We start from the raw sequence: 19678 nt of genomic DNA, 5'->3' as shown, positions 1-19678 counted from the left end.
TAGTGCACGAATCGTGCACCGCAGAAGAGAATGCTTGCGACTACATACCCCCAGGGGGTATGTTGAATTTCAGATACCCCTAGGGGGTATGATCGTTGTGAAAGGGGAACCACATGAGCAGCACCGCCACCGAGGTCGAACTCGACATCACCGGGATGACCTGCGCCTCCTGCGCCAACCGCATCGAGCGCAAGCTCAACAAGGTGGACGGGGTCGAGGCCACGGTCAACTACGCCACCGAGAAGGCGCGCGTCACGGCGCCCGGAGGCTTCGACGTCGCGCTGCTCATCGGCGCGGTGGAGCAGGCCGGTTACGGCGCCACCGTTCATGAGGAGGAGGCTCCGCAGGACGACTCGGAGCTGAACTCCCTGCGCCGCCGCCTCTGGACCTCCGTCGTGCTGGCGGTCCCGGTGATCGTGCTGTCGATGGTCCCGGCGTTCCAGTTCACCGGCTGGCAGTGGGTGTCCCTGGTCCTGGCGACCCCGGTCATCCTCTGGGGCGCCTGGCCGTTCCACCGGGCGGCCTGGACCAACCTCCGCCACGGCGCGGCCACCATGGACACCCTGGTCTCGGTCGGCACCCTGGCGGCCTATCTCTGGTCCCTTTATGCGCTCTTCCTCGGCCACGCCGGCATGCTCGGGATGCGGCACGAGTTCTCCTTCGCCATCCAGCGCAGCGACGGCGCCAGCAACATCTACCTGGAGGTCGCCGCCGGGGTGACCATGTTCCTCCTGGCCGGACGGTACTTCGAGAAGCGGTCGAAGCGTCAGGCCGGCGCGGCCTTGCGGGCCCTCCTGGAACTGGGCGCCAAGGACGTCACCGTCCTGCGCGACGGCGGAGAGCGCCGGATCCCCGTGGCGGAACTCCGCGTGGGGGATGAGTTCGTCGTGCGGCCCGGCGAGAAGATCGCCACCGACGGCAGCGTGGTGGACGGCGTCTCGGCCGTCGACGCCTCGATGATCACCGGCGAATCCGTCCCCGTGGACGTCGCACCCGGCGACGCCGTGGTCGGCGCCACCGTGAACACCTCGGGTCGCATCGTGGTCCGGGCGTCCCGCATCGGCAACGACACCCAGCTCGCCCGGATGGCCCGGCTCGTCGAGGATGCGCAGTCCGGCAAAGCCGAGGTCCAGCGGCTGGCGGACCGGATCTCCGGGGTCTTCGTGCCGGTGGTCATCGGCATCGCGCTGCTCACGCTCGTCGCCTGGCTCCTGCTGGGCCAGCCCGTCGCCGCGGCCTTCACCGCCGCGGTGGCCGTCCTGATCATCGCGTGCCCGTGCGCCCTGGGTCTCGCCACGCCGACCGCCCTCCTGGTCGGCACGGGGCGCGGCGCGCAGCTCGGCATCCTCATCAAGGGCCCGGAGGTCCTGGAGAGCACTCGCCGCGTCGACACCGTGGTCCTCGACAAGACCGGCACCGTCACGACCGGCACGATGGAACTGGACGAGGTCCTGACGGTCGGTGGGGATCCGGCGGGCCGCCTGACCGCGCTGCGCCTGGCCGGAGCGCTGGAACACGCGAGTGAGCACCCGATCGCCCGAGCGATCGCGCGCGGGGTCGAGGCGGAGACCGGGGAGCTTCTGCGGGTCTCCGGGTTCCGGAACGAGCAGGGGCTCGGCGTCCGCGGAACGGTCGAGGGCGTGGGCGTCCTCGCGGGCCGCGAAGCGTTCCTCGCCGCGGAGGGGCTGACTCTGCCCGAGGACCTGCGCCGTGCCAAGGCCGAGGCCGAGGCGCAGGGGCGGACCGCCGTCGTCGTCGGCTGGGACGGTGAAGTGCGAGCGGTGCTGACCGTCGCCGACCGGCTCAAGCCGAGCAGCGCCGAGGCTGTCCGCCGCCTCAAGGGTCTGGGCCTCGAGCCGGTGCTGCTGACCGGCGACAACGAGGCTGTGGCACGCCGCATCGCCGCCGAGGTGGGGATCGAGCAGGTGGTCGCGGAGGTCCTGCCGCAGGACAAGGTGGACGTGGTGCGCGGGCTCCAGGCCGAAGGGCGCGTGGTGGCGATGGCCGGTGACGGGGTCAACGACGCCGCGGCGCTCGCGGCCGCCGATCTGGGCCTGGCGATGGGGACCGGGACGGACGCGGCCATCGAGGCGTCCGACCTCACCCTGGTGCGCGGGGACCTGCTCGGAGCCGTCGACGCGATCCGGCTCTCGCGGGCGACGCTGCGCACCATCAAGGTCAACCTGTTCTGGGCGTTCGCCTACAACGTGGCGGCGATCCCGCTGGCTGCGCTCGGGCTGCTGAACCCGATGATCGCCGGGGCGGCCATGGCGTTCTCCAGTGTGTTCGTGGTGGGGAACAGTCTGCGGCTCCGGCGGTTCAAGGGCGCCGTGTCCTGACCCTCGCGCGTCATCCGCGAAGGACCCGTCCGGTGCCCGGGCGGGTCCTTCGCCGTTCCCGGGGGAGTGGACGGACCTACCGGTGTGACGTGGAACACGCTATAGTACCGAATGTTCGGTAAGTAATACTGCGCGCCCCTGAGCTGGAGGAGTGAAGCATGCAGGACCTGACTCCGCGTCCCGATGAGCTGGACCCCATCGAGACCGCTTCCGTCGACGAGCTGCGGGCGCTGCAGCTGGACCGCTTGAAATGGACGCTGCGTCACGCCTACGACAACGTCCCGCACTACCGGAAGGCGTTCGATGAGGCCGGGGTGCACCCGGAAGACCTGACCTCCTTGGAGGATCTGTCCCGTTTCCCGTTCACCAGCAAGGCCGACCTCCGGGAGAACTACCCCTTCGGCATGCTCGCCGTGCCGCGCGAGCAGGTGGCGCGGGTTCATGCCTCCTCGGGGACCACCGGGCGCCCGACCGTGGTCGGCTACACGAAAGACGACCTGGCCATGTGGGCCACGGTCATGGCCCGCAGCATCCGGGCCGCCGGCGGACGACCGGGCGACATGCTGCACAACGCCTACGGCTACGGCCTGTTCACGGGCGGCCTCGGCGCACACGCCGGCGCCGAGCACCTGGGCTGCACGGTGGTGCCCGTCTCCGGTGGCATGACCGAGCGCCAGGTCCAGCTCATCCAGGACTTCAAGCCGGACATCATCATGGTCACCCCGTCCTACATGCTCGCGGTCATCGAGGAGATGGGACGTCAGGGTGTCGACCCGCGCTCCACCTCCCTCAAGGTCGGCATCTTCGGCGCCGAGCCGTGGACCAACGACATGCGCCGCGAGATGGAGGAGCGCCTCGACATGCACGCCGTGGACATCTACGGGCTGTCCGAGGTCATCGGTCCGGGCGTGGCCAGCGAGTGCGTCGAGACGAAGGACGGGCTGACGGTCTGGGAGGATCACTTCTACCCGGAGATCGTCGACCCCATCACCCTGGAACCGGTGCCGGAAGGCCAGGAGGGCGAGCTGGTGTTCACGTCCCTGACCAAGCAGGCCATGCCGATCATCCGGTACCGCACCCGCGATCTGACGCGGCTTCTGCCGGGCACCGCGCGCACCATGCGCCGGATCGAGAAGATCACCGGCCGCACGGACGACATGATCATCCTGCGCGGCGTGAACCTGTTCCCCACCCAGATCGAGGAGCTCATCCTCCACACCCCGGAGCTGTCACCGCACTTCCAGTGCCACCTCTCGCGGCAGGGCATGCTGGACGAGCTGACCGTGCGGGTCGAACAGCGCGACGGCGTCACCGTCGCGGCCGCGCACGCTGCGGCGATGACGCTGAAGCGGCTGGTCAAGAGCAAGATCGGCGTCACGGTCGCCGTGGACGTCGTGATCCCGGGCAGCATGGAACGTTCCAACGGCAAGATGCGCCGGATCATCGACAGCCGCCCGAAGAGGTAGCTTGCGCGGCTGGGACGCGGGCGGGCGTCGTCGCGTGCTCAGAAGCCCCAGGCGTCTGCCCACAGCAGCAGCCCGGACACGATGGTCCCTGCTCCGGCCAGCCCGCCCAGGGCTGCGAGCCGGCCCGCAACGTCGGCGGTCCTGCCTCTGGAAAGGCTCCGGACGCGTGCCATGGCTTCATCCTAGGGCGCGACCGGGAGCGGTTTGAGATGGCACTTTCTCGGGGCTCAGGGTGCTGCAACCCCGAGAAAGTGCAAGGTCAACGGCGGTGCGGCGACGTCAGCCCGGGGACGACGGCGAGGTCCGGGGTGTGGCGGCGGACGGACCGCTGCCACACCACGACGACTACCAGGCCCGCGCAGGCGAGCAGGAACCCGTTGACGAAGCCGAGCGGTCCCCACGACGCAGCGTAGAGCCCCATGCTCACCACATAGGCGAGCCAGTTGAACTTCCGTGGTGCGGTCATAGTCGCCATGTTACGACCGGTGCACGGGGGTGCGGCACCCCTTGGGGCCGGAATCCGGGGTCGACCTTGCAGTTTCTCGGGGCTGAGTTCCCGGAAGCCCGAGAAACTGCAAGGTCAACGGCGCGGGCCGGTCATCGCGCCTGGCCCGGCCCCTTCACCGCGTCCGGATGCCGTCCAGGAGCAGCGACAGCACCTGGTCGGCCAGCCGCGCTGCGCCGTCGTTCTGCAAAGCTCTGTCGTTGAGGCCGGCGCCGTCGTTCGACCCTGCGCTCTCGTTCCGCCCGGCGGCCTCGTTGCGCTCCAGGCGGTACCACTCGCGCACGGAGTTGATCATGCCGAAGACGAGGCGGGCCGTCGTCTTGGCGTCGACGTCGGACCGCACGGCACCCTGGTCGATCGCCTCCTGGACCACGGCGGCCACCGCGTGGTTGTACGTCCGCCGCTGTTCCAGGGCCCAGCGCTCCGTCGCGGTGTTGCCGTGCACGTTGAGGAGGAGCGTCACGTAGGGGAGCCGCTCCGTGAGGATCTCGATGTTCCGGCGGATCAGGAAGCGCAGCCGGTCGATCGCCGGGCCGGTGGTGGCCTCCGGCTCGGCGATCGTGGCCATGAGTGGTTCGAGCGCCCTCTCCAGGCCCAGCCGGAGCAGATGTTCCTTGCCCTCGATGTGGTGGTAGATCGAGGACTTCGAGAGCCCGGAGGCCTGGGAGAGGTGCTGGAAGCTCGTGCCGTCGTAGCCGCGCTCCGTGAAGACCCGCACCGCCACATCCAGGAGCCGGTCTAGGGTGTAGGGCTCGCGGGCCGCCGGTTTCCCGTCCGCGGCCCCCTTCTCTTGGGTCCTCTCCTCGAGGGTGTCCTGGGTGCGCATCGGAACATCTTCCCACGGTGCCGCGTCAGCCGGCGGCGGGCGTGAGTTCCTTCGCCACGAGGGTCAGCACGTCGTAGGTCGCCACGGTCTCGCCGTCCTGGTTCCGCACCACGGCATCCCAGCGGACCTCGCCGTAATCGGCGGAGTTGCGCGGGGTGATCTGCTTGACGGTGAGGTCGACGGCGATCGAGTCCCCGGCCTTGACCGGCGTCAGGAAGCGCAGGTGGTCCACGCCGAAGTTGGCCAGGACCGGTCCCGGGTTCGGCTCCACGAAGAGGCCGGCCGCCAGCGACACCACAAGGTAGCCGTGCGCCACGATCCCGCCGAACAGCGGGTTGGCCGCGGCGGCTTCCGGATCGGTGTGCGCGTAGAAGGTGTCCCCGGTGAAGTCGGCGAAGTGGTCGATGTCCGCGAGAGTCACGGTGCGGGGCGCCGAGCTGATGCCGTCCCCGATCTTCAGTTCCGCGAGGCTCTTCCGGAACGGGTGCACCTCGCCCACGTCGCGCCGGGAACCGGTGGTCCAGCGCCCGGTGATCGCGGTGATCATGTCGGGCGAGCCCTGGATGGCGGTGCGCTGCATGTGGTGCAGGACGCCACGGATGCCGCCGAGCTCCTCGCCGCCGCCCGCGCGACCCGGACCGCCGTGGACCAGCACCGGGAGGGGGCTGCCGTGCCCGGTCGACTCGCCGGCGTCGTCGCGGTCCAGGACGAGCACGCGGCCATGCCAGGGCGCGAGACCCAAGGTGACGTCGCGGGCGATCCGCGGATCGTGCGTCACGAGCGACGCCGCGAGACTGCCCTTGCCGCGCGCCGCCAGCGCGATCGCCTCCTCCGTCGTCCGGTACGTCAGCACCGTGCTCACGGGACCGAAGGGCTCGACGTCGTGCGGCTCGCTCGCGCCCTCCCGCGCCTTCAGGAGGACGGGGGAGAGGAAGGCGCCGGCCTCGGCGTCGGCGCCGACGGTGTCCACCCGGTCCGGATCGCCGAATACGACGTCGGCCCCGCGCCGCAGCTCGTCGATCGCCTTCCGGACCTCGTCGCGCTGCTCGCGGCTGGCCAGGGCGCCCATGCGCACGGCCTCGTTCGCCGGATCCCCGACCACGGTCTTCGCCAGGCGGTCGCTGAGGGCCTGGATGACGGCGTCCGCGAGGGGCTCCGGCACGATCGCCCGGCGGATCGCGGTGCACTTCTGGCCCGCCTTGACGGTCATCTCCGCCACGACCCCCTTGATGAACAGGTCGAACTCCGGGTCGTCGGGCGTCACGTCCAGGCCCAGGATGGAGCAGTTGAGCGAGTCGGCCTCCACGCCCAGCCGGACGCCGCGTTCCAGCACGGCCGGGTGACGGCGCAGGAGGTCGGCGGTGGACGCGGAGCCGGTGAAGTCCACGGAGTCCTGCTCGCCGAGGTGGTCGAGGAGGTCGCCCGCGGAGCCGCTGACGAGCTGGAGCGACCCTTCGGGCAGGATGCCGGATTCGATGATCCGGCGCACGACGGCCTCGGTCAGGTACGACGTCTGGCTGGCCGGCTTCACGATGCTCGGCAGACCGGCCAGGAACGCGGGGGCGAGCTTTTCGAGCATGCCCCAGACGGGGAAGTTGAACGCGTTGATCTGGACCGCGACGCCGGTCCGCGAGGTGTAGAGGTGCTGGCCCACGAAGGTGCCGTTGCGGCTCAGGGGCTCCACGCCGCCGTCGAGCATCACCGTGTCATTGGGCAGTTCGCGGCGGCCCTTGCTCGCGTAGGAGAAGAGGGTGCCGATGCCGCCGTCGATGTCCACGAAGGAGTCGCGCTTCGTGGCGCCGGTGCGGAAGGAGAGGGCGTAGAACTCGTCCTTGAGTCCGCCCAGGTGGAGGGCCAGCTCCTTGAGGAGGAGGGCCCGTTCGTGGAAGGTCAGCCGCCGCACGGCCGGTCCGCCGACGTCCCGGGCATGGCGCACCATCGCGGCGTAGTCGAGGCCCGTGGTGGACACTCGCGCCACTTCCTCCCCGGTGACCGCGTCCAGCAGCGGCTTCCCGGCGTCGTCGGCGCGGAACCAGTGTCCTGCGGCGTAGCTCTCCAGCAATGGGCTCATGGGAGGTCCTCTCGTGATCCGGCGATGCTCTCGACGTGCCCTCGCCCGCCCTTCCGGGACCATTGCGCAAGGGGTGTGTCCTGTGCCACAGTAGTACAGAATGTTCGGTCAGTAAATAGAGCGAACCCTCCAGGAGGTGCCATGTCATCCGCAGTCGCCGAGCCGCAGCTTGAGGCGGAATTCGAAGCCATCGTGGGCCACAAGGACCGGATCGAACCCCGGGACTGGATGCCCGACGCGTACCGGAAGACCCTGATCCGTCAGGTCGCCCAGCACGCCCACTCGGAGATCATCGGCATGCAGCCGGAGGGGAACTGGATCGGCCGGGCGCCGTCCCTGCGCCGCAAGGCCATCCTGCTGGCCAAGGTCCAGGACGAGGCGGGTCACGGACTGTACCTGTACTCCGCCGCCGAGACCCTGGGCATCTCCCGCGACGAGCTGACCGAGCTGCTGATCTCCGGCAAGCAGAAGTACTCGTCGATCTTCAACTACCCGACGCTCTCCTACACCGATGTGGGGACGATCGGCTGGCTCGTGGACGGGGCCGCCATCTGCAATCAGGTGCCGCTTTGCCGCACGTCCTTCGGGCCGTACGGCCGCGCCATGATCCGCATCTGCAAGGAGGAGTCCTTCCACCAGCGGCAGGGCTACGAGCTCCTCATGACCATGATGCGCGGCACCGAGGAACAGCGCGCCATGGTCCAGGAGTCCGTGAACCGCTTCTGGTGGCCGGCGCTCATGATGTTCGGGCCGCCGGACGACGCGTCGCCCAACACGGCGCAGTCCATGGCCTGGGGCATCAAGACCCACACCAACGACGAGCTCCGCCAGAAGTTCGTGGACATGTCCGTTCCGCAGGCCGAGGCGCTCGGCGTGACGTTCCCGGACCAAGAACTGCGCTGGAACGAGGAACGCGGGCACTATGACTTCGGCCAGCCCGACTGGGACGAGTTCTGGTCCGTGGTCAAGGGCGACGGGCCCTGCAACGCCCAGCGCCTGGCCCACCGCAAGCGGGCCTGGGACGACGGCGCCTGGGTGCGGGAAGCCGCCCTGGCGTTCGCCGCCAAGGAGGCCGGCGGCACCGAGGAGACCACGGAGACCCTGGCCGAGGAGGCACAGCGATGACCGAGCAGATCCGCGCCGAATGGCCGCTCTACGAGGTGTTCATCCGCGGCAAGCGCGGCCTGAACCACGTCCACGTCGGCTCCGTGCACGCTCCGGACGGTCAGATGGCCCTGCGCCACGCGCGGGACGTCTACACCCGCCGCAACGAAGGCGTGAGCATCTGGGTGGTGCCCTCCGCGGACATCATCGCCTCCAGCCCGGAGGAGAAGGACCCGCTGTTCGCCCCGAGCGGCGACAAGGCCTACCGGCATCCCACCTTCTACGACATCCCGGACAACGTCCCCCACATGTGAGGGGAGGAGGACAGCTCATGAGCGACGTGCACATCCAGCCCGAAGGCGAGCATGACAACGCCTACGCCGGTCTCCTGGTCAACGATGCCCACTGGGCGTTCGGGACCGACTTCGAGGACCCGCTCGCAGGCGTCGACACCACCGTGCCGGACGGCGTGGACCCCGCGGAACTCGCGGCGTACTGCCTGATGCTCGGCGACGACGCCCTCGTCTTCTCCCAGCGGCTCTCCGAGTGGTGCAGCAACGCCCCGGATCTGGAGGAGGACATCGCCCTGGCCAACATCGCGCTCGACCTCCTCGGCCAGTCCCGGCTGCTCCTGGCCCGGGCCGCCGCCGCGGACCCGGCCATGGTCCCGGCGCTGCCCGAAGGTTCCCCGGTGCCGGACGAGGACCGGCTGGCGTTCTTCCGCGACGATCAGCACTTCCGCAACGTCCGGCTCGCAGAGCTGCCCACGGGCGACTTCGCGGAGATCATCGTCCGCGTGCTGCTCTTCGCCACCTGGCGTCTGGCGCTGTTCGAGCGCCTGAGCCGGAGCCGCGACGCCGTGCTGGCCGCGGTCGCCGCCAAGGGCGTCAAGGAACTCAGCTACCACCGGGACTACGTGGGCCGGTGGTTCCTGGTCCTGGCGCAGGGCACGGACGAGTCCCGGAGCCGGCTGCTCGCCGCGCTCCAGGGTCTCTGGCCCTTCACCGGCGAACTGTTCACCCCGCACGCCGTCGAGCGGTCGCTCGCGGCGGCGGGCGCGGGCGTCGATCCCTCCGAGGTCGAGGCCGAGGTGAGGGGGGTCCTGGAGCACGTCTTCGACGCGGCCCGGGTGCCGGTCCCGCAGGGCGGAACGCTGGCCGGAGTCCAGGGCCGCCTCGGCCGGGACGGGATGCACACCGAGGCGCTCAGCAGGCTGCTCGCCGAGATGCAGGTGGTGGCCCGCGCCCACCCGGAGGGACGCTGGTGATCGCCGTGGACACTCTCGAACGGGCCTGGGCCGCGGCCGCCCGCGTGGTGGACCCCGAGCTGCCCATGCTCACGCTGATCGACCTGGGCGTGCTGCGGGACATCGCGGTGGACGACGACGGCGCCGTGGTCGCCGCGATCACCCCCACCTACTCGGGGTGCCCGGCCATGGCCGCCATGCGGGACGATCTGCTGCGCGAGTTCCAGGAGGCCGGCTTGCCGGACGCCCGGGTTCGGGTGGCCCTCGAACCGGCGTGGACCACGGACTGGATCACCCCCGAGGGCCGTGCGGCGCTCGCCGCAGCCGGGATCTCACCCCCGGGGACCGCTCCGCGCCGCAGCGGACCCGTGACCATCAGCCTCCTGCCCACCCGCCGCGCGGTGCACTGCCCGCAGTGCGGGAGCGCCGACGTCGAGCTCAGCTCCGAATTCGGCTCCACGGCCTGCAAGGCCATGTACCGCTGCCGGGCCTGCCTGGAGCCCTTCGACCACGTGAAGGAGATCTGACATGACGCTCATCGCCGACCCGGACACGGGAAGCCGCACGGCCTTCCACCCGCTCACGGTCTCCTCGGTCGAGACGCTCACCGACGATTCCGCCGCCGTCACGTTCGCCGTGCCGGAGGAGCTGCGGGAGCTGTTCGCCTTCGACGCCGGTCAGTCGCTGACGCTCCGCCGGGTGATCGACGGCGTGGAGCACCGGAGGACCTACTCGATCTGCTCGCCGGCCGGCGCCGCGCCCCGGATCGGAGTGCGGGAGATCCCGGACGGGCTGTTCTCCTCCTGGCTCGTGCGCCAGGTCCGCCCGGGCGACACGGTCGAGGTGCAGCCTCCGAGCGGGAGTTTCCGGGCCGATCCGCTGCAGGCCGGACGGCACCTCTGCATCGCGGCCGGGTCCGGGATCACCCCGATGCTCTCCATCGCGGCCACGATCCTGACCCACCCGGATTCGGAGGTCACCCTGCTCTACGGCAACCGGACCACGAATTCCGTGATGTTCGCCGAGGAGCTCTCCGACCTCAAGGACGCCCATCCGCGGCAGCTGGATCTCATCCACATCCTGTCCCGCGAGCCGCGGGACGTGGAGCTGTTCTCCGGACGGCTCGACGCCGAACGCCTCCGCCGGCTTCTCGGCGTGCTGGTGCCCGTCCAGGACTTGGACCACGTGTGGCTGTGCGGGCCGTTCGCGATGCTCACCGAGGCCCGCGAGGTGCTCGAAGAACTCGGCGTTCCCCGCGAGCGGATCCACTTCGAACTGTTCTATGTGGACGAGCCGCCGCCCCAGCTCCGGCACGCCGACCGGGTCGCCGAGGGTGTCACGAGCGAGGTGACCGTGGTCCTCGACGGCCGCACCACCACGACCGCGATGCAGCGCGACATGTCCGTGCTGGACTCGGCGCAGCTGGTCCGGACGGATCTGCCGTTCGCGTGCAAGGGCGGAGTCTGCGGGACCTGCCGCGCCAAGCTCTGCGGGGGCGAGGTGGACATGGTCCGCAACTACGCGCTGGAACCCGCCGAGATCGCGGCGGGCTTCGTCCTCACCTGCCAGAGCTACCCGGTGAGCGAGGAGCTCACCGTGGACTTCGACGCCTGAACCGGCCCACAGCCGGCCCGGCACACGCCGCCCCAGAAACCACCCGGAACACGACAGGAGCACGATGAACGAGGTCTTCCTTCTCGACGGGGTCCGCACCCCGATCGGCCGGTACGGCGGATCGCTCGCCGGTGAGCGTCCGGACGATCTGGCTGCCCTGACGGTGCGCGCCGCCGTCGAGCGCAGCGGGGTGGATCCGGAGGCCATCGACGAGGTCATCCTGGGCGCCGCGAACCAGGCCGGCGAGGACAACCGGAACGTGGCCCGCATGGCCGTCCTGCTGGCGGGACTTCCGGACAGCATCCCCGGCTTCACGGTCAACAGGCTGTGCGCCTCCGGGATGACGGCGATCACCACGGCGCGGCAGATGATCGCCGCGGGGGACGCCGACGTCGTCGTGGCCGGCGGGGTGGAGTCCATGACGCGCGCGCCGTGGGTCACGGGGAAGCCGTCCCGGGCGTGGGCGAAGCCGGGGGAGAGCTGGGACACCTCGATCGGCTGGCGCTTCACCAACCCGCGCCTCGACGCGGACACCACCCTCTCCATGCCGCAGACGGCGGAACGGGTCGCCGAACGCTGGGCGCTGGGCCGTGAGGAACTGGACGCGTTCGCGCTCCGCTCCCACGAACGGGCGCTCGCCGCCCAGCGGGAAGGTCTCTTCACGCCGGAGATCGTGCCGGTGGGGGACTTCGCGCAGGACGAGGGCCCGCGCGCCGACACGACCGCGGAGAAACTCGCCGCCCTGCGGCCCCTGCACGGCCCGGGCGGCGTGATCACGGCCGGGAACTCGAGCTCTCTGAACGACGGCGCGGCCGCGGTCGTGCTCGTCAGCGAACGGTTCGCGCTCGCGCAGGGTCTGACGCCGCGCGCCCGCGTGGTGGGCGGCGCCAACGCCGGGGTCGCCCCCGACATCATGGGCATCGGGCCGGTCCCCGCGAGCCGGAAGATCCTCGACCGTGCCGGGTGGACCGTGGACGACCTGGACGCGGTCGAGCTGAACGAGGCGTTCGCCTCGCAGTCGCTCGCCTGCATCCGGGAGCTGGGCCTGGACGAGGCGACGGTCAACGCCTGGGGCGGCGCCATCGCCCTCGGGCATCCGCTGGGCTGTTCCGGCGCGCGGATCGCGTTGACGCTGCTCAGTCGTCTGGAGCACGACGGCGGCCGCCGCGGCCTCGCGGCCATGTGCGTCGGCGTCGGGCAGGGTTCCGCACTGCTGCTGGAGCGGGCATGAGCGCGCCGCGGACGGACGGTCCGCTGCTGATCGAGGAGCAGGAGGACCGCGTCCTGATCCGTCTCAACCGGCCCGAGGTCCGCAACGCGATCGACCAGTCGATGGTGGACGCCCTGCACGAGGCGTGCGCCCTGCTGGAACGGGAGCCGCGCGTCGCGCTGCTCGTCGGCTCGGGGGGCACCTTCGCGGCCGGGGCGGACATCGCCCAGCTGCGGGAGCGGCGGCTCACGGATGCCCTGGCCGGTATCAACTCCGGGATCTTCGACCGCATCCACCGCCTGCCGATGCCCACCATCGCCCTGCTCGACGGATACGCGCTGGGCGGCGGCGCCGAACTGGCCTACGCCTGCGATTTCCGGATCGGCACGCCCACCGTGAAGATCGGCAACCCGGAGCCCGGTCTCGGCATCCTGGCGGCCGCGGGCGGCGCGTGGCGGCTGCGGGAGCTCGTCGGCGAGCCGTTGGCCAAGGAGGTGCTCCTGGCCGGGCGCATCCTGACGGGCGAGGAGGCGCAAGAGGTCCGGCTGCTCAACGAACTGGCCGCGCCGGAGGACCTGGAGGCCGCGGGACATCGCCTGGCCGACCGGATCGCCCGGCAGGCGCCGCTGGCGGTCCGGCTGAGCAAGGCCGCGTTCCACGCGCCCCGCGAGGCCCACCCCCTGATCGACAATGTGGCGCAGGCGGTCCTCTTCGAGACCCAGGAGAAACAGGACCGGATGACCGCGTTCCTGAACCGACGCAAGGAGAAGGAATGAGCACGGTTCCTGAGACAGTGGGCGTCTACGGCGGTGGCCGGATGGGCGGCGGGATCGCCCACGCGTTCGCACTCGCCGGCGCGGCGGTGACGGTCGTGGAGAACGACGACGCCTCCGCCTCCTCCGCGCGCGAGCGCATCGCGGCGTCGCTGGCGAAGTCGGCGGAGAAAGGCGCGGAGGCCACGGGTTCCGTCACCGTGGTCACCGACCCCGTGGCCCTGTCCGGCTGCCGTCTGGTGGTGGAGGCAGTGCCGGAGCTGGTGGACCTCAAGGAAGCGGTCCTGGCAAAGATCGAGGAGTCGGCGCCCGGCGCGGTGATCGGCAGCAACACCAGTTCCCTGTCCATCACCGCGCTCGCTGCGACGCTCAAGGACCCGTCCCGGCTGATCGGCCTGCACTTCTTCAACCCGGTGCCCGTCAGCGACCTCGTGGAAGTGGTGGTGGGTGAGCAGACTCCACCGGCCCTGGTCGAGGAGGCCCGCGGCTGGGTGACCGGTCTCGGCAAGACCGCCATCACCGTGCAGGACGCCCCCGGCTTCGCGAGCAGCCGGCTCGGTGTGGCCCTCGCCCTCGAGGCGATGCGCCTGCTGGAGGAGGGCGTGGCCAGTGCCGAGGACATCGACACCGCCATGACCCTCGGCTACCGCCATCCGGTGGGGCCGCTGAAGACCACCGACATCGTGGGCCTCGACGTGCGGCTCAACATCGCGGAGCACCTCGAGCGGGAACTCGGGCCGCGGTTCGCCCCGCCGCAGGTGCTGCGGGACAAGGTGGCCACCGGGGAGCTCGGACGCAAGAGCGGACAGGGGTTCTACTCATGGTGACGCTCCTGGACGACCAACGGCTGGCGCGCGCGTGCGCTGACGCCATGTGGAGCACCGATCGGGCCAGTAAGGGGCTCGGGATGACCCTGGAACGGGTGGAGCCCGGCCGCGCGGTCCTCTCCATGACGGTCCGCGCGGGCATGGTCAACGGCCACGGCATCTGTCACGGCGGGTTCATCTCGACCCTGGCGGACAGCACCTTCGCGTTCTCGTGCAACACCCGCAACGTGGTGACCGTGGCCGCCGGTTTCGAGATCGATTTCCTGGAGGCCGCGCACCTCGGTGACGTGCTGCGGGCCGACGGCCGGGAGGTCGTGCTGCGCGGACGCTCCGGGATCTACGACGTGACCGTGCGACGCGGGGACACCGTCGTCGCCTTGTTCCGCGGCCGCAGCCGGTCGCTCGGCCGCCCGATCCTCGAGGAGACCCCATGACCACCGGACCCGTGCGGATCGAGCGGGAGGGCGGCGTCGCCGTCGTGACGCTGAACCTCCCGGAGAAGCGCAACGCGCTCACCGTGGAGCTCAAGACGGCCCTGCGCGACGCGCTCGCGGACGTGGCCGACGACGGCGGGGTGCGCGCCGTGGTGCTCGCGGCCGAGGGGCCGGCGTTCTCGGTCGGGCAGGACCTGGCCGAGCACGCCGAGGCTCTGCGCGGGGGAGGCGACGCCGCGTTCGCCACGGTCCGGGAGCACTATTCGCCGATCATCCGCTCACTCCTCGCCATGCCGAAGCCCGTCATCGCGGCCGTGGCCGGAACCTGCGTGGGGGCGGGCCTGGGGCTCGCCCTCGCGGCCGACCACCGGGTGTTCGCGGCCGGGGTGAAGCTCGGCACGGCGTTCAGCGGGATCGGGCTGACGTTCGACTCCGGGCTGTCCTTCACCCTGCCCCGCGCCGTCGGGGACGCGCGGACCCGCGAGCTCATGCTGTTCCCGCAGGTCTTCACCGCCGAGGAGGGGATCGCCTGGGGCATCGCGGGGGAGACGGTCGACGCCGAGGCGGGGCCGGGTGCGGTCCTGGACCGGGCCCGCGAACTGGCCGCAGCCCTGGCGGCCGGGCCCACGCTGGCGTTCGCTGAGACGAAACGGCTCCTGCTGGAGAATTCCGGGGCCGATCTCGACGCCGCGCTGGAGGCCGAAGCGGTGGCCCAGGCCCGCTGTGGGTCGACGCGCGACCATGCCGGCGCCCTGGCGGCGTTCCTCGCCCGGGAACGGCCCGTCTTCACGGGCGCATGAGCGGCGGCGTGGAGGGGCCGCTGTCGTGTCAGGGGCGGCTCTCAGCGCGGCCGCAGCCCGTCGAGGGCGATGGCGATGACTTCGCGGCCCAGCTGTTCCGGCTCGATGCTCCCGCCCGGGCGGTACCACTCGGCGACCGAGTTGACCATGCCGAAGATCAGGCGGGTGGCGATCCCGGCGTCGAGGTCGGCGCGCAGCTGCCCGTCGGCCTGCGCCTCCCGGACCAGAGCGGTGACGCGGGCGTCGAAGGCGCGGCGCCGTTCAAGGGCCGCGAGTTCCACGGGGCTGTTCCCCCGGAGGCGCAGCAGCAGCGTCACCTGCGGCTGCTGACGGGTGAGGGTCAGCACGGCGGCCCTGATCAGCAGGTTCAGGGATTCCGCGGCGGACCCGCCCCGGCGCACGGCGTCCTCCAGATCGGCTTCGAGGCCGGTGAGCGCGTCCTCCAGGGCGAGGCTCAGGAGCTGCTCCTTGGAGTCGAAGTGGTGGTAGAGCGCCGACTTGGAAAGGCCCAGACGCTGGGCGAGATCCGCGACGGACGTGGCGTCGTAGCCCTGCTCATTGAAGAGTTCGACGGCGATGCGCAGCACCTGCGCCCGGTCGTATCCCGGGCGTCCGCGGCGGGGGGTGGCCTCGGCTGTCATAGTGTCTCCTCGAAGGGTGCGGGGCCACGGCGGGTGCGGCGTGAACGACCGGTCGGCAAGTCCTTGAAATCTAGCAGTCCGGGACACCGGCGTGAGGAAGGCGGAGCGGCATGAGCGCGGACGAACGGCGTGAGCCGTGGACGATTCATCTGGGGGAGCTGGATGAGAAGCTCGGGATCCGGGTGCTCGAACAGTCGGCGGAGCGTGTGGTGACCACCATGCCGGTCGCGGGCAACACCCAGTCCCTGGGCCGGCTGCACGGCGGGGCGAGTGCGGCCCTGGCCGAGGCCACCGGATCCTGGGCCGGGATGATCCACGCGAGCCTCCGGGGCAAGGTCTGCGTGGGCGTGGATCTGAACATCACGCACCACCGCGGCGCCCGCGACGGCGACATCGTCGCCACCGCCACTCCGCTGCACGCCGGCTCACGGATCGCGACGTACCAGGTGGTGATCACGGATGGCGAAGGCCGCCTGCTCGCGACGGCCCGCATCACGAACATGCTGATGGACCCCAAGGATCACTGAGCGGCGGGGCCACGCTCGTGGCGCGGCATCTTCGTCAGGCCTCGGTTCAGTTCGATGTGACGACAGGGATCTTTACAGTCAACGCTGGTTGGCTGAGCCCTGAGGACTTCGTGAGAGAAGACTCCAAAAGAAAGGTGCGCCGTGATGGATCTGAAACCGTTGCCATGGTCGGTGAAGGCGCTCGGCCGGCTCGGCACTTGTCTGCGTGACGGCACAGTTCCCTCTGAGAGGGAGCCACGTTATGGAGACGTCGTGCTGTGATACAACGATTTGGCGGCCGCGGTCCAGGAACGGTTGATGGGGCTGGGGAGGACTACCGGCGTTTGGCTGACCGCGGTGCCGCTAGTCAGATAGACAAGGCCGAGCTGGACGCGATGGCGGTAGAATTTTCTCAATTGGAACAGGGATTCCGCAATGGTTTGGCGAAGAGCCAAGAGGCACTGGACAAGCTCCAGGAAGGCCGCACGCGTTAGGGAAGGAGTGTCTGATGTCTGGATTCGTGATCCAGTACAACCGCAAGAGCGGTGAACTGGAGGATCTCGAGACCTTTGAAGGACGAGACGGCTCCCGCAAGGCCCTGAAACGCCGTCTGGAACTCGAAGCTCGACGGACAGATTCCGACGTCGAAATCGTGTCACTCAATGCCCGGTCCTTGGATGAGATCAAGGTGACGCATTCTCGCTACTTCAGCGGCGGCAGCCTTCACATCGCCTGACTGAGTCACTGAGCGGCGGGGCCGTCGTCGCTCGCCGGCAGTTCCCGCCGTCGCACTCTCAGCCCCGGCTCCGCCGACAGCCGCGTGAGCCCGTTCCACGCGAGGTTCACGATGTGCGCGGCGACCTCGTCCTTGCCCGGCGCCGGGAGAGCGCCCGGTCCGGCCGCCGCGGTGCGGGCGTCCAGCCACCACTGGCCGGTCGAAGCCACCATGCCCACGAGCATCTGCGCATAGAGGGCGGCGTCGCGCTCGGCATAGCCGCGCTGGGCGAACTCGGCGGCGAGGATGTGGGTCACGCGCCGGGTGATGGCTCCGAGAATCGTGGAATAGCTCGCAGTGGAGCCTGTCGAGTCCGACGGCGGCGCGTCCCGGACCAGGATCCGGAACCCCTGCGTGTGCCCCTCGATGTAGCCGAGGAGGGCCAGCGCCGCGCGCTCCAGCAGGATGCGGGCCGGCGCCGGTTCGGCCAGGGCCTCCGTGATATCCCGCAGCAGCGCGGCCGACTCCTCCTCGACGACGGCGGCGTAGAGCCGCTCCTTCGCGCCGAAGTGCTCGTAGACCACGGGCTTGGAGACGCCGGCGGCCGCCGCGATCTCCTCGATGCTGGTGCCGCCGAGACCCTTCTCGGAGAAGAGTGCGCGGGCCACCGAGGTCAGCTGCGCTCGCCGCTCGACCGCGGCCATCCGGGTGCGCCGGGGACCGGTCCGTCCACTGGTCGTCACCGGCACTCGTTTCTCCCCGAAGTCACCGCTCCATCATGCCCTACCCGGTTCGTCTGCGCGCCGTGTGGCGCACGCCGCACCGCCCCGGGGGCGGGTCCGGCCCGGCTTCCGGACGGCCTCCGCTCAGCTCGCACCTCGGCTGTCCGCGTGGCAGAATGGACTTTTGTGTCCGGCCTTGGCCCCGGCCTTTCCGGCACGGTCCGCTCTGGTGTAACGGCAGCACCCAGGCCTTTGGAGCCTTGGAGTATAGGTTCGAATCCTATGGGCGGAACGGCATCCCACGGCGTGAGCCCGGTGGATGACTGACCAGCCCGGTCGCCAGTCCGGGCGCATCCTGACACCGCGAGTCAGAATCGCAGATGAGGAGTTCCATCCGTGAGCAATGCCGAGAACCGCGCCGCCGCAGTCATCGTCCTGGCGGCTGGCGCCGGCACCCGGATGAAGTCCCGCACCCCCAAGATCCTGCACCGCATCGGCGGCAAGTCCATGGTGGGCCACGCCCTCGACGCCGCCTGGGGGATCGACCCCGAACGTCTGGCCGTCCTGGTCCGCCACCAGCGCGACCTCGTGGCCGGCCACATCGCCGAGATCGCCCCGGACGCCCTGATCGTGGACCAGGATGAGGTCCCGGGCACCGGCCGTGCCGTCGAGCAGGGCCTGGCAGCCCTGGACGCCACGGGTGCTGTCGAGGGCACCGTGATCGTCACCTACGGCGACGTCCCCCTGCTCACCTCCGTCATGCTCGGTGAACTCCTCGCCGCCCACCAGGAACAGGACAACGCCGTCACGGTGCTGACCACCGTGCTGGACGACGCCGCAGGATACGGCCGCATCCTGCGCGCCGAGGACGGCTCCGTGCTGGGCATCCGCGAGCACAAGGACGCCAGCGACGAGGAACGGGCCATCCGCGAGATCAACTCCGGCATCTACGCCTTCGACGCCGCCGTGCTGCGCGAGGCCCTCGGCGAGGTCACCACTGACAACGCTCAGGGCGAGAAGTATCTGACGGACGTGCTGGCCATCGCCCGCTCCCGCGGAGGCCGCGTGGCCGCCGTCGTGACCGAGGACCGCTGGCAGGTGGAGGGCGCCAACGACCGCGTCCAGCTCGCCGCCCTCGGCGCGGAGCTGAACCGCCGCACGGTCGAGGCCTGGATGCGCGCCGGCGTGACCGTCGTCGACCCCAGCACCACCTGGATCGACGGCACCGTCGAGCTGGAGGAGGACGTGACCCTCCTGCCCAACACGCAGCTGCACGGCAGCACCCGGGTGGCGCGCGACGCCGTCGTCGGCCCGGACTCCACGCTCACCGATGTGATCATCGGCGAAGGCGCCAAGGTCACCCGCACGCACGGCTCCGGCTCGGAGATCAAGGCCGGCTCCTCGGTGGGCCCCTTCACCTACCTCCGCCCGGGCACCGTCCTGGGGGAGAAGGGCAAGATCGGGGCGTTCTACGAGACCAAGAACGTCACGATCGGCGCCGGCTCCAAGCTGTCCCACCTCGGCTACGCCGGGGACGCCGAGATCGGCGAGGACACCAACATCGGCTGCGGCAACATCACGGCCAACTACGACGGCGAGAAGAAGCACCGCACGGTGATCGGCTCGGGCGTCCGGACCGGCTCCAACACGGTCTTCGTGGCCCCCGTCACCGTCGGGGACGGCGCCTACTCGGGAGCCGGCGCGGTCATCCGCAAGGACGTCCCGGCCGGCGCGCTCGCCATCAACGCCTCACCTCAGCGCAATGCCCAGGAATGGGTGATCGCCAACCGGCCCGGTAGCATTTCCGCGCAACTTGCGCAGGCCGCCGTGGACGCACAGACTTCCACCCAGAGCGACCCCACAACAGAAGGCGAATAAT

21 protein-coding genes and 1 tRNA gene are annotated in these 19678 nt (G+C 70.4%); 16 read left to right on the top strand and 6 right to left on the bottom strand.

The features are described 5' to 3' along the window. Positions 1-113 precede the first annotated feature (113 nt). Entirely contained in the window at positions 114-2339 is a 2226-nt protein-coding gene (locus BLV63_RS14145; protein ID WP_066216750.1) for a heavy metal translocating P-type ATPase, read from the top strand. 158 nt (positions 2340-2497) lie between these two features. Further along, the gene (gene paaK, locus BLV63_RS14140; protein ID WP_066216753.1) at positions 2498-3805 is read left to right on the top strand and encodes a phenylacetate--CoA ligase PaaK; all 1308 of its coding nucleotides are present in this window, start codon (positions 2498-2500) and stop codon (positions 3803-3805) included. Between the two features lie 38 nt (positions 3806-3843). Here the strand turns inward: paaK and BLV63_RS19045 are convergent, their stop codons facing one another. The 4 genes from BLV63_RS19045 to paaZ all read right to left on the bottom strand — a co-directional run bounded on the left by BLV63_RS19045 (position 3844) and on the right by paaZ (position 7207). Continuing rightward, positions 3844-3978, bottom strand: coding sequence for a hypothetical protein (locus BLV63_RS19045; RefSeq protein WP_255218049.1), 135 nt, complete (start codon positions 3976-3978; stop codon positions 3844-3846). 86 nt (positions 3979-4064) lie between these two features. Then, complete coding sequence (locus tag BLV63_RS14135; RefSeq protein WP_066216756.1) at positions 4065-4271, bottom strand: hypothetical protein; 207 nt, start codon at positions 4269-4271, stop codon at positions 4065-4067. 154 nt (positions 4272-4425) lie between these two features. Continuing rightward, positions 4426-5136 (bottom strand): TetR/AcrR family transcriptional regulator, encoded by a 711-nt coding sequence (locus BLV63_RS14130; protein WP_074784327.1) that lies wholly within the window; start codon positions 5134-5136, stop codon positions 4426-4428. A 25-nt stretch (positions 5137-5161) separates the two neighbouring features. After that, positions 5162-7207, bottom strand: coding sequence for a phenylacetic acid degradation bifunctional protein PaaZ (gene paaZ, locus BLV63_RS14125; RefSeq protein WP_066216758.1), 2046 nt, complete (start codon positions 7205-7207; stop codon positions 5162-5164). Between the two features lie 141 nt (positions 7208-7348). Here paaZ and paaA point away from each other — a divergent pair, with 141 nt between their 5' ends. The 10 genes from paaA to BLV63_RS14075 all read left to right on the top strand — a co-directional run bounded on the left by paaA (position 7349) and on the right by BLV63_RS14075 (position 15215). Continuing rightward, the gene (gene paaA / locus BLV63_RS14120) at positions 7349-8332 is read left to right on the top strand and encodes a 1,2-phenylacetyl-CoA epoxidase subunit PaaA (protein ID WP_066216761.1); all 984 of its coding nucleotides are present in this window, start codon (positions 7349-7351) and stop codon (positions 8330-8332) included. After that, a complete protein-coding gene (gene paaB / locus BLV63_RS14115; RefSeq protein WP_066216764.1) occupies positions 8329-8625 on the top strand; it encodes a 1,2-phenylacetyl-CoA epoxidase subunit PaaB in 297 nt (98 codons plus the stop codon). Before paaA ends, paaB begins: the two co-directional genes overlap by 4 nt. Before the next feature lie 17 nt (positions 8626-8642). Beyond that, complete coding sequence (paaC, locus tag BLV63_RS14110; RefSeq protein WP_066216767.1) at positions 8643-9578, top strand: 1,2-phenylacetyl-CoA epoxidase subunit PaaC; 936 nt, start codon at positions 8643-8645, stop codon at positions 9576-9578. Between the two features lie 5 nt (positions 9579-9583). Then, the gene (paaD, locus tag BLV63_RS14105; protein ID WP_217640456.1) at positions 9584-10084 is read left to right on the top strand and encodes a 1,2-phenylacetyl-CoA epoxidase subunit PaaD; all 501 of its coding nucleotides are present in this window, start codon (positions 9584-9586) and stop codon (positions 10082-10084) included. Between the two features lies 1 nt (position 10085). Continuing rightward, positions 10086-11171 (top strand): 1,2-phenylacetyl-CoA epoxidase subunit PaaE, encoded by a 1086-nt coding sequence (paaE, locus tag BLV63_RS14100; RefSeq protein WP_066216770.1) that lies wholly within the window; start codon positions 10086-10088, stop codon positions 11169-11171. Positions 11172-11235: 64 nt separating this feature from the next. Next, complete coding sequence (locus tag BLV63_RS14095; RefSeq protein ID WP_066216773.1) at positions 11236-12402, top strand: thiolase family protein; 1167 nt, start codon at positions 11236-11238, stop codon at positions 12400-12402. Continuing rightward, the gene (locus BLV63_RS14090; protein ID WP_066216775.1) at positions 12399-13157 is read left to right on the top strand and encodes an enoyl-CoA hydratase/isomerase family protein; all 759 of its coding nucleotides are present in this window, start codon (positions 12399-12401) and stop codon (positions 13155-13157) included. Before BLV63_RS14095 ends, BLV63_RS14090 begins: the two co-directional genes overlap by 4 nt. After that, positions 13154-13981, top strand: a complete 828-nt coding sequence (locus tag BLV63_RS14085) for a 3-hydroxyacyl-CoA dehydrogenase family protein (RefSeq protein ID WP_066216778.1) — start codon at positions 13154-13156, stop codon at positions 13979-13981. Before BLV63_RS14090 ends, BLV63_RS14085 begins: the two co-directional genes overlap by 4 nt. Positions 13982-14025: 44 nt before the next feature. Further along, positions 14026-14415 (top strand): hydroxyphenylacetyl-CoA thioesterase PaaI, encoded by a 390-nt coding sequence (gene paaI, locus BLV63_RS14080; protein WP_217640455.1) that lies wholly within the window; start codon positions 14026-14028, stop codon positions 14413-14415. Beyond that, a complete protein-coding gene (locus BLV63_RS14075; RefSeq protein WP_066216786.1) occupies positions 14412-15215 on the top strand; it encodes an enoyl-CoA hydratase/isomerase family protein in 804 nt (267 codons plus the stop codon). The genes paaI and BLV63_RS14075 overlap by 4 nt, the downstream gene beginning before the upstream one ends. Positions 15216-15256: 41 nt before the next feature. Here the strand turns inward: BLV63_RS14075 and BLV63_RS14070 are convergent, their stop codons facing one another. After that, positions 15257-15856 (bottom strand): TetR/AcrR family transcriptional regulator, encoded by a 600-nt coding sequence (locus BLV63_RS14070; protein WP_066216789.1) that lies wholly within the window; start codon positions 15854-15856, stop codon positions 15257-15259. A 110-nt stretch (positions 15857-15966) separates the two neighbouring features. Here BLV63_RS14070 and BLV63_RS14065 point away from each other — a divergent pair, with 110 nt between their 5' ends. Both BLV63_RS14065 and BLV63_RS14060 read left to right on the top strand, forming a co-directional pair. Then, complete coding sequence (locus BLV63_RS14065) at positions 15967-16383, top strand: PaaI family thioesterase (protein WP_066216792.1); 417 nt, start codon at positions 15967-15969, stop codon at positions 16381-16383. A 487-nt stretch (positions 16384-16870) separates the two neighbouring features. Continuing rightward, positions 16871-17098, top strand: coding sequence for a hypothetical protein (locus BLV63_RS14060; protein ID WP_066216794.1), 228 nt, complete (start codon positions 16871-16873; stop codon positions 17096-17098). Positions 17099-17103: 5 nt separating this feature from the next. Here the strand turns inward: BLV63_RS14060 and BLV63_RS14055 are convergent, their stop codons facing one another. Then, complete coding sequence (locus tag BLV63_RS14055; RefSeq protein WP_066216797.1) at positions 17104-17781, bottom strand: TetR/AcrR family transcriptional regulator; 678 nt, start codon at positions 17779-17781, stop codon at positions 17104-17106. Between the two features lie 238 nt (positions 17782-18019). On the opposite strand from BLV63_RS14055, the gene BLV63_RS14050 reads away from it, so the two are divergent. Together BLV63_RS14050 and glmU are read left to right on the top strand one after the other, a co-directional pair. Then, a tRNA-Gln gene (locus BLV63_RS14050) sits at positions 18020-18091 on the top strand. A 104-nt stretch (positions 18092-18195) separates the two neighbouring features. Beyond that, positions 18196-19677, top strand: coding sequence for a bifunctional UDP-N-acetylglucosamine diphosphorylase/glucosamine-1-phosphate N-acetyltransferase GlmU (gene glmU / locus BLV63_RS14045; RefSeq protein WP_074784324.1), 1482 nt, complete (start codon positions 18196-18198; stop codon positions 19675-19677). Position 19678: the final 1 nt, after the last annotated feature.

The sequence above is a fragment of the Arthrobacter woluwensis genome (genome assembly GCF_900105345.1).
Taxonomy (GTDB): Bacteria; Actinomycetota; Actinomycetes; order Actinomycetales; family Micrococcaceae; genus Arthrobacter_E; species Arthrobacter_E woluwensis.
This window is presented reverse-complemented; position numbering and strand designations above follow the sequence as displayed.